The sequence below is a fragment of the Ramlibacter sp. genome (genome assembly GCF_029866045.1).
Classification (GTDB): domain Bacteria; phylum Pseudomonadota; class Gammaproteobacteria; order Burkholderiales; family Burkholderiaceae_C; genus Ramlibacter.
On the sequence record NZ_JARXAB010000094.1, the window covers coordinates 1 to 8,771 of the forward strand.

The following is an 8,771-nucleotide window of genomic DNA, read 5'->3' on the forward strand; positions in this document are numbered from 1 at the left end:
ACATACGGGTCCTGAAACAGGGAGACCTGTCGAAACCCGCCCATCAGCGAGGGCAGGTGCCCGATGGCGAAGTCGGCCTCCCCGGCGGCGAGCACGTCACGGTAGGCGTCGATGCCCACGTGCAGCACACGCAGACTCACCTGCGGCGCCACACGGGCGAGGTGGGCGGCGATGATGGGGAGGTAAATCAGCTGGCCGATGTCGGACAGCAAGATCGCAAAAGAGCGCTGGGTGGTCGCTGGATCGAAGGGAGAGGGGCCTGCCAGGGAGCCGACCAGGGCGGACAGGGCCTTCTCCAGAGGCTCGACCATCGACTGCGCGGCGGGTGTGGGCACCATGCCCGCACCGGTGCGGACGAACAGCGGGTCATTGCATAGCTCGCGCAGCCGCTTGAGGGAGTGGCTCACGGAGGACTGGGTGAGCCCGAGCTCGCGCCCGGCCGCCGTCACATTGCGGTGCTTGGCCACGGCCAGCATCACACGCACCAGATTCAGATCGAATGCCGTATTTATCATGAACAGCAGCCATATCGTGTATGGCGAAAATTCATTGGACACATCATAGCGGCCCCCGCTAGCATGACTGGAGACAACCTTCAGAAGTAACAACGTTTGCCAACGTCCGCGCCCATGCACCGCAACTCACGCACCGAGTTCGCGCGCTGCCAGCCCTTATCGAAGCCCCGGCCATCGCCAAGGGCCCGGTCTTGCGCCTGCCCTGGGCGATCACCCGGCGAGGCGAGCTAAGTGACAACGCCATCCGCCCTGCTTGAATTCCGCGGCTATCGCCTCGGGTTCCGGATCGACGGGCAGGTGTGCGAGCTGATCGACGACTTGAGCTTCTCCATTCGTGCGGGTAGCGTGCTGGGGGTGGTGGGCGAATCGGGCTGCGGCAAGAGCATGACGGCACTGTCGGTGCTGCGTCTGCTGCCACAGGCGGCCACCGTCATGGGCGGCGAAATCCTGTTCGGGGGCCGCGACCTGCTTGCACAGTCCGAATCCGAGATGGAGCGGATTCGCGGCCGAGACATCTCCATGGTGTTCCAGGAACCCATGACCTCCCTCAACCCGGTTCACTCCGTGGGGCGCCAGATCGGCGAGGTGCTGCGAATCCACCGCCCCAACATGGGCTCGGAGGAGCGCCGAGTCGCCACCATCGACCTGCTGCGCCAGGTGGGCATTGCCAACCCAGAGCAACGCCATGACCAGTTTCCGCACCAGCTCTCGGGGGGCATGCGCCAGCGGATCATGATCGCGATCGCGGTCGCCTGTCGGCCGCAGCTGCTCATGGCCGACGAGCCCACCACCGCGCTGGACGCCACCATTCAGGCCCAGGTGCTGGCATTGATGCAGGACATCAAGGAGCAGACCGAAGGCTCCATCATGCTGATCACCCACAACCTCGGCGTGGTGGCCGAGACCTGCGACGAGGTGGTCATCATGTACGCCGGGCGGGTGGTGGAAAGCGGCAGCGCCCAGGACATCTTCGACAGGCCGCAGCACCCCTACACCCAAGGCCTGCTCGCGTCACTTCCGTCGCTGGCCGGCAGCTCGGGAGACCTGCATTCAATTCCCGGCTCGGTGCCCTCGATCGGCAATTTCGGGCCGGGCTGCCGGTTTGCGCCCCGCTGCACGCAGCGCCGCGACGTCTGCACCCGCGACGTTCCTCGCCTCACGTCCATCGGAACCGGCCACCAAGTCGCGTGCTGGGCGGTCGGCCAAGAGGTGACGCCGTGACCGCGCTGCTTGAGATCCGGGGCCTGACCAAGCACTTCGGGCTGAAGAAGTCGCTGTTCCAGCGTGAGCGGCAGTATGTCCACGCGCTCGACGACATCGACCTCGACCTGGTACAGGGCGAGACGCTCAGCGTCGTCGGCGAATCAGGCTCCGGCAAGTCCACGCTAGGGCGCACCATCGTCCGGCTTGAGCAGCCCACGGCAGGAACGATCCGCTTTGAGGGGCAAGACATCGGGGGCGCACGGGGTGCGCAAGACCGGCACCTGCGGCAAAGCATCCAGATGATTTTCCAGGACCCCTACGCCTCGCTCAACCCGCGCCTGAGCGTGGGTCACGCGCTGGCCGAGCCGATGCGGGTCCACGGCAAGGTGGCCGACGCCGCGGCCGCCCGAGCGGCAGTGGGCCAGTTACTCGAGCGGGTGGGCCTGCAGCCCGACATGGCCAATTCCTACCCCTTTGCCTTCTCCGGCGGCCAGCGCCAGCGCATTGGCATCGCACGGGCGCTCTCCCTGGGCCCGAAGGTCTTGATCTGCGACGAGGCGGTGTCGGCGCTGGACGTGTCGGTGCAGTCGCAAATCCTCAACCTTTTCAGCCACCTCAAGCGGGAGCTGGGCCTCACCTACTTGTTCATCACCCATGACCTGGGCGTGGTGCGCCACATCTCCGACCGAGTGATGGTGATGTACCTGGGCCAGGTGGTGGAGCTAGCGCCCCGCGATGCTTTCTTCAAGCGGCGCCTGCACCCCTACACGCGGGCGCTGATCTCGGCCGCGCCCCAGCCCACCACTGGGCGCCGGGAGCCCCGCATCCTGTTGCAGGGCGAGATCCCCAACGCCCTGAATCCGCCCAGTGGCTGCCGTTTCCACACCCGCTGCCCGCAGGCAACGGCAGTGTGCAAAGCGGTCGAGCCGGTGCTCCAGGAAGTAGAGCCTGGGCACCAGGTTCGCTGCCACCTGTTCACGGCACCCGCCTGAAGGCCGAGCCCATGCTGCAGTACATCGTACAAAGGATCTTCAAGGGGGCGCTGACCTTCCTGGCCGCGATCACTGTCACCTTCCTGATCGTGCGGCTGATGCCGGGCGACCCCACGACCGCCTTCATCAGCGACTCGATGTCGCCGCAGGACGTCGCCTACCTCAACACCCTGCTCGGGCTGGACAAGTCCCTGCTGGAGCAGTACTGGCTGTTCCTGCGCAACCTCGCGCACCTGGAGCTCGGGCAATCCTTCTTCTTGAAGGAGCCGGTCGGCGACATCATCCTGCCTTGCCTGGGCTGGACCTTGCTGCTGGTGGGGACCTCCTTGGCCATCACCCTGATGATCGGCATCCCCCTGGGGGTCTACACCGCGCGGCACAAGGGCAATTGGATCGACCAGTCGGTGAGCACGCTCATCGTTCTGGGTATTTCCATATTCATTCCGCTGATCGCCTTCATTCTGGTCTATGTCTTCAGCCTCGAACTGGACCTCACGCCGGTCGGCGGGGCGGTCACGCCTGGCATCGACGATGACGAACGCCTGCTAGACATCGCGTATCACATGATTCTGCCGACCATCACCCTGGTGATTGTCAATCTGGCACAGATCGTCCTCTACACCCGCAGCAGCATGCTGGACGTTCTCAAGGAGGACTACATCCGCACAGCGCGAGCCAAGGGCGTCGGTGACCGGGCGGTGATCTGGGGCCATGCCTTGCGCAACGCGATGATCCCCACCGTCACGGTGACCGGGCTCATGCTCGGCAAGATGGTGGCCGGCGCAGTGCTCACCGAAACCGTCTTTTCATGGCCAGGCGTCGGCTCGATGATCTACGAGGCGGTGCAGAAGCAGGACTTCCCCCTGCTGCAGGGCGCCTTCATCGTGCTGGCGTTCAGCGTCATCGCAATGACGCTGGTGACCGACCTCGTCGTCGCCTGGCTCGATCCGCGCATCAAGCTCAGCGGAGGGGTCGCCAAATGAGGAAAGAACGCAGCTTTGCCCAGGCCATGGCCAGTCACCGCCTCGGGATGATTGGACTTGTCGGCATCACCCTGGTCCTGTTGGTGGGCATCCTGGGCCCGATGCTTGTGCCCTACCCCTCGGGTTACAACGACGCCATGCCTCTGGCGCCGCCGTCAGCGGCGCACTGGCTAGGCACCGACTCGCTCGGCCTGGAGCTGTTCGACCAGATCGTCTGGGGAGCCCGTACCTCTCTCTTTATTTCGGTGACTGCGGTCATCGTGGCCAGCGTCATCGGGTTGCCGCTCGGCTTGATATCTGGCTACTTTGGTGGTCGCGCCGGCGCGCTGATTGATAGCGTGATCGAGATCGCGATGACCATCCCCACCCTGCCGCTGATGATCCTGATCTCAGCCATCGTTGGGCCTAGCACCACGACGGTGGCGATCGTCATCGGGATTTTTTCCTGGCCGACTTTGGCGCGGATCGTACGCAATTCGACGCTCAAACTGGCCAGCCTTCCCTATATCGAGGCCGCCGTCGTTCTGGGCATTCCCCGCCGGACGATCATGTTCAAACACATTCTGATCAACGCCGCCGGGCCCGCCCTGGTCGATCTGACCATCGTGATGGCCACCGCCGTCCTTACCGAGGCGGGGCTGAGCTACCTCGGTCTTGGCGACCCCAACGCCTGGTCCTGGGGCGGCATCCTCCAGACGGCCTTCAAGGGCGGCCAGCAATTCAATGCCTGGTGGCTGATCGTTTGCCCCTCGCTGGCCATCATGTTCTTTGTCGTTTCCTTCAACCTCTTGGGGCTGGGCATCAACGAGACGCTCAACCCCAAGCGGGACTGACCACAACCCGAGTTACCCACTGCGCTCTCTCACCGAAAGGAGATCTCCGATGACAAACAGACGATCATTCATGGAAATGGGCATGGCCCTGACCGCCGCCGCGGCAGCAGGGCCGGCGCTCGCCCAGTCAAGGCGCGGCGTGGTGCTCAATATCGGCTTGCTGGGCGACATCCAGACGCTCAACTTCTGGTCCAGCAACGATGTGAATTCAGCGGTACTGCAAGAGTCCGTCATGCCCCGCTTCGGCTACATGGACGCCAACGGCAACGTCAAGTCGACCCTGATCCGCAACGTGGAGGTCAAGGACAAGGCCACCACTTTCATCGTTTCACTCACACCCGACATCAAGTGGCACGACGGGGTCCCGTTTACCGCCGACGATGTGATCTTCACCAGCGAGTACCTGGTCAAACACAAGCTGTTCCAGAACACACGCTTTAGCAACGTCGCCTCTGTGCGCAAGATTGACAACTTGACCGTTGAGTTCAAGCTCAAGGCGGCCCAGGTCGGCTTCATGGACGTGATGATGTTCTGGGTCTCTCCAATGCCCAAGCATCGCTGGGAAAAGGTCACCGCGCCCATGACCCTCAACGACGACGCGGGCGGCGTGACCGGGCTGGGCCCCTTCAAGCTCACTGACTGGAAAAAAGGCCAGTACTACATCGTCGAGCGCAACCCTGACTGGCCGGCGGCGCTCGGGCGCCCCGCCATCGACCGCATCGTCTACCGGGTCTACAAGGACGACAACTCCCTGGTGCTGGCACTGCGGACCGGCGAAATCGACACCACCAGCCGCCAGTTCCTGCCTTCGATGGCCGCCCAGTTCCGCAAGAACCCGAAGTACCGCATCTTCGAGCCGGCCTCTCCTGGCTATTCCTACATCGGCTTCAACGGCAAAAAGAGCGAGTTTGCCGCCGACGTCGCGGTGCGCAAGGCCATTGCGCACTGCATTGACCGGCCCAAGATCGTCCGCCTTGCGCTCGAAGGCGCTGGCGTTCCGATGAACGGCGCCGTGTCGCCGATCTACAAGGACTTCGTCAAGTCCAAGATTGAGTACCCGGCTTTCAACATCGAGGCGGCCAAGAAGGTACTAAAGGACGCCGGCTACGCCGACACAGACGGAGACGGCATCGTCGAGAAAAACGGCAAGAAGCTGTCGATGAAGATGATGTACGAGGGCTCACGCACCGACTACGACAAGTCGGTGCGCATCATCCGCGAGGACGCGCGCCAGGCCGGGATTGAACTGCTTCTGGAGCCCATCGACCGGCAGGTCTACATGGACCGCCAGTCCAAGACGAAAGAGTATGAAATGCTCTTCGTGCAGTGGGGCGCCATCGTTGTGGTCTACGACTCCTTCTACAACCTCTACGGCAAAGAAGCCTTCCTCAACTACTCCGGCTTCTTTGACCCGGACCTGGAGAAGTGGGCGCTCGACGCCAAAGAGTCGGCCACCATCGCCGAGAGCATCAAGCCAATGGACGAGGCGCAGAAGGTGGTGGTCAACCAGATCCCGACCCTCTCGGTCTGGGTTCCCAATCTGACTTTCGTGGCCAATACCAAGTTCGACGGCTACCTGCCCAACCCCTCTTCCAACAACGGGGCGATAAGCATGACCTCCCTGCTCAATCTCAAGCTTCGCGGCGCCAAATAAACCAAAGGACGACACATCATGGGAATCAAGACAGGCTACAAGGGCTACAAGGCCTATGACTACCTCACCCCCGGTGAGGACTACGTGGAGTTCGACCTGACCTCCAAGGACCGGATTCCGGAGTGGCTGGTTCCGCTCACGCCCGAGCAGGAAACGCGCATGCTTCGCCTGGCCGAGGAGAAGCTGATCGTCTCGATGCACGAGCACCCGGTCTACAACCCCAAAGACCTGAACCAGTACGGCATGCAGCGGCACCGGGGGCGCTCCTTCTGCGCCTACGAGGGGCTGGCCGAGTCCTATCTGGACGTCACCTTTGACAACCTGATGAACGGCTCCTGCTGCATCACCTCGCACAACGGCTGGAAGTGGACCGACATCGTCCACGACCTGGGCATGCGCCTGTGCGACGTGGCCCACCAGGACTTTCTGGTCCATGTGCGCACCGCCGACGAGATCGAGCAGGTGCGTGCCCAGGGCAAGATCGCCTGGGTGGCCTGTATCGAGGGCGCCATGCCGATCGAGAACGAGCTCGATCGCATTGACATCATGTACGGTCTGGGTGTGCGCCTGCTGGGCCTGACCTACTCCGAATCCAACGCACTGGGCAGCGGCCTCAAGGAAGACCGCGACTCCGGCTTGACCGCGTTTGGCAAGCGGGCGGTCCAGCGCATGAACAAGGTGGGCATGCTGATCGACGTCTCCCACGGCAGCACGCTCACTGCGATCGACGCGGCAGAGACCTCGTCGGTACCGATTTGCATGTCGCACACCGGTGCGCGCAAGCTGTGGAACTCCAAGCGCCTGGCCACCGACGAGGCGATCAAGGCGGTGGCTGCCACTGGCGGCGTGGTGGGCATCGAGGCTGCGCCCCACACCACCATCACCTACAACCGGCGCACCCATGATATCGACTCGGTGATGGAGCACTTCGAGTATGTGGTCAACCTGATCGGCATCGACCATGTCTGCTTTGGCACCGACACCAACTGGGGCGACCACGTTGGGCTGCACAAAAAGTTCGCCAAGTTCCTCTCGAACAGCGAAACCCGCAACACCGAGGAGTTCCCGCGCGTCGAATACGTCAAGGGCGTAGAAAACCCCCGCGAGAGCTCCAAGAACATCCTGCGCTGGCTGGTCGCTCACGGCTACAGCGACGAGGACATCGGCAAAGTGCTCGGCGGCAACGTGATGCGGGTGCTGCGGGCGGTCTGGAAGTAAGGTCCCCTGGGCGGGAGCCCGCCCAGGCGGCGCGCGCTTGAAGCGCTGCCGTCCGGGGTTCACCCAAAGGACTGAGTCTCTGTGACCAGCCAAGGGCAGTCATTGAGTTAACCCGGCCTTTGGGGCTCAGAGCAGTCCGATGAAATGAAAAACGCGCCCGAGGGCGCGTTTTTGCTTGACGTCTGGCGGAGTGGACGGGACTCGAACCCGCGACCCCCGGCGTGACAGGCCGGTATTCTAACCAACTGAACTACCACTCCGCGTGGATGCAGCGTTTCTTCTACATTTTTGACATAGAAGCAAGTGCTGCAAAACTTGGCGACCCTACGGGGATTCGAACCCCGGTACTTACCGTGAAAGGGTAATGTCCTAGGCCTCTAGACGATAGGGTCAAAACCTGGGACCGCATGATGCTCAAAAAGAACTTCATACGAACCATCGACGCTGTGGTGGAGGTAAGCGGGATCGAACCGCTGACCTCTTGCATGCCATGCAAGCGCTCTCCCAGCTGAGCTATACCCCCGTCTGGCGTCGAGACCGAAATTCTACAACGATTTTTAGCTGCTCGACAACTTGCGGTGAACATCATCGCGTGGGCACAGGGCCAGCACCGCGTCGATCGATGGGGTCTGCGCTGTTCCTAGCACCAGCACACGCACCGGCATCGCCAGCTGCGGCATTTTGAGCCCACAGGCCGCCAGGGTTTCCTTCAGCGCTGCGCCAATGGCAGGCGCCTCCCAGGCGCAGGACTGCAGACGCTGCGCCAGATCGGCAATGGCCGGGCGCACCGCATCGGTGACATGCTTCTCATATTCACCAGGATCGGGGGTGACCGGTCGATAGAAGCGGGCCGCCCAATCGGCCAGCACCACCAGGGTGTCGCAGCGGTCCTTGAACAGGCCGCATATGGCTGGTAGGCGCTCGTCTGCAAGCAGTCCCATGGCCTGCAGGCGCGGCGCCACGAGCTGCGCGAGCTCGGCGTTGTCAGTCAACTTCATGTGCTGGGCATTCACCCAGCGCAGCTTGGCTTCGTCAAACTGGGCGGCGCTGCGGCCCAGGTGATCGAGGTCGAACCATTCGAGAAACTGCGCACGCGAAAAAATCTCGTCATCACCGTGGGACCAACCCAGGCGCGCAAGGTAGTTCACCACCGCATCGGCCAGGAAGCCCTCGTCACGGAACTGGGTGACCGGCTTGGCGCCATTGCGCTTGGACATCTTCTCGCCCTGCTCATTGAGCACCGTGGGCAGGTGGGCGTAGACCGGCGGCTCGATACCCAGCGCACGAAAGATATTGATCTGCCGCGGGGTGTTGTTCACATGGTCGTCGCCGCGGATCACGTGGGTGATGCGCATGTCAATGTCGTCGACCAC

The 8,771-nt window shown here is 62.8% G+C and carries 8 protein-coding genes and 3 tRNA genes; 6 read left to right on the forward strand and 5 right to left on the reverse strand.

The features are described from left to right. Positions 1-515, reverse strand: a 515-nt coding sequence (locus QE494_RS18465) for a LysR family transcriptional regulator (RefSeq protein WP_300043155.1), incomplete at its 3' end; no start/stop codon positions are given. Between the two features lie 231 nt (positions 516-746). On the opposite strand from QE494_RS18465, the gene QE494_RS18470 reads away from it, so the two are divergent. The 6 genes from QE494_RS18470 to QE494_RS18495 are packed head-to-tail and all read left to right on the forward strand — an operon-like array spanning position 747 to position 7,398. Continuing rightward, positions 747-1,736 carry an ABC transporter ATP-binding protein gene (locus QE494_RS18470; RefSeq protein WP_300043157.1) on the forward strand — a complete coding sequence of 330 codons (990 nt, stop codon included), beginning with the start codon at positions 747-749 and terminating at the stop codon, positions 1,734-1,736. Continuing rightward, positions 1,733-2,710: an ABC transporter ATP-binding protein gene (locus QE494_RS18475; protein WP_300043159.1), complete on the forward strand. Its 978-nt coding sequence runs from the start codon at positions 1,733-1,735 to the stop codon at positions 2,708-2,710. Before QE494_RS18470 ends, QE494_RS18475 begins: the two co-directional genes overlap by 4 nt. 11 nt (positions 2,711-2,721) lie before the next feature. Beyond that, positions 2,722-3,693 carry an ABC transporter permease gene (locus tag QE494_RS18480; RefSeq protein WP_300043161.1) on the forward strand — a complete coding sequence of 324 codons (972 nt, stop codon included), beginning with the start codon at positions 2,722-2,724 and terminating at the stop codon, positions 3,691-3,693. Continuing rightward, positions 3,690-4,526, forward strand: a complete 837-nt coding sequence (locus QE494_RS18485) for an ABC transporter permease (protein ID WP_300043163.1) — start codon at positions 3,690-3,692, stop codon at positions 4,524-4,526. The genes QE494_RS18480 and QE494_RS18485 overlap by 4 nt, the downstream gene beginning before the upstream one ends. A gap of 49 nt (positions 4,527-4,575) precedes the next feature. Beyond that, positions 4,576-6,180 carry an ABC transporter substrate-binding protein gene (locus tag QE494_RS18490; RefSeq protein WP_300043164.1) on the forward strand — a complete coding sequence of 535 codons (1,605 nt, stop codon included), beginning with the start codon at positions 4,576-4,578 and terminating at the stop codon, positions 6,178-6,180. An 18-nt stretch (positions 6,181-6,198) separates the two neighbouring features. Continuing rightward, complete coding sequence (locus QE494_RS18495; protein ID WP_300043166.1) at positions 6,199-7,398, forward strand: dipeptidase; 1,200 nt, start codon at positions 6,199-6,201, stop codon at positions 7,396-7,398. Between the two features lie 183 nt (positions 7,399-7,581). On the opposite strand, the gene QE494_RS18500 is transcribed toward QE494_RS18495, so the two are convergent. The 4 genes from QE494_RS18500 to QE494_RS18515 all read right to left on the reverse strand — a co-directional run. Continuing rightward, a tRNA-Asp gene (locus tag QE494_RS18500) sits at positions 7,582-7,658 on the reverse strand. Positions 7,659-7,714: 56 nt separating this feature from the next. Beyond that, positions 7,715-7,790 (reverse strand) — tRNA-Glu (locus tag QE494_RS18505). A gap of 55 nt (positions 7,791-7,845) precedes the next feature. Next, a tRNA-Ala gene (locus QE494_RS18510) sits at positions 7,846-7,921 on the reverse strand. A gap of 34 nt (positions 7,922-7,955) precedes the next feature. Next, the coding region (locus QE494_RS18515; RefSeq protein WP_300043168.1) for a glutamate--tRNA ligase at positions 7,956-8,771 on the reverse strand (816 nt) is incomplete at its 5' end.